Origin of the sequence: Halobacillus sp. BBL2006 (assembly GCF_000786645.1) — a bacterium.
GTDB lineage: Bacteria > Bacillota > Bacilli > Bacillales > Halobacillaceae > Halobacillus.
In genome coordinates, this window is the sequence record NZ_JRNX01000654.1 from 1 (window position 1) to 677 (window position 677).

General features: G+C 41.9%; 1 protein-coding gene. It reads right to left on the reverse strand.

Annotation, left to right across the window (positions count from 1 at the left end; all coding sequences use genetic code 11):
* Positions 1-647: NAD(P)/FAD-dependent oxidoreductase (locus LD39_RS17785; protein WP_231572608.1), on the reverse strand; the 647-nt coding region annotated here is incomplete at its 3' end.
* Between the last annotated feature and the right edge of the window lie 30 nt (positions 648-677).

Here is a 677-nt window from a genome sequence, read left to right on the forward strand (position 1 = left end):
TTTCTATATCTTGCCTTCCATGGATAATCTTCTGTCTCAGAAAATAAATACTTTCTTTGTGTTTGATCAGCGATGCGCTTGTTTCTGGCAGGAAGCATGCCTCCTTGAACAGCTCTATCCATAAGTGTGAAATCCCAACGGCCAAGACCAGAGATATTCAGCATTTGTTTCACATGTAACTGATCATCATCTAAAATGCGTTGAACCGCATTCATACGAAGCTTCCTCCACCATTCATTACGGAAGGAATAGACGAGAGCGGATAAGTGACTGAGCTGCAGCAAAAATCCTACTCTCGGCTTACGTACGTCTTCATAAAAATGGAGATACTCATGATAAGACTTGCCTTCTTCTTTACACCAAGCCAGTAATTCTCCGAGTACGTCAGCGTCTTGAATAGCTAGATTCATACCCTCTCCTGCCATAGGATGGACGGTGTGAGCAGCATCTCCAATAATAGCAAGGTTACCTGAATAGTAATGATCGACATGGTAAGTGTAAGGGATCATCAACTGTACTTTTTTCCAATCTTCAATACTGCGAACACCTTCTGATAGTTCGGGTTCCAATTCACTGTAAGCTTGATATAAGTACTCCAGCCCTTTTTCTTTAATGTTCTTGTACTCTCCGGCTTTGATCAAAAACACCGTTCGCACTTCATTATCAGGGAGAGGGAA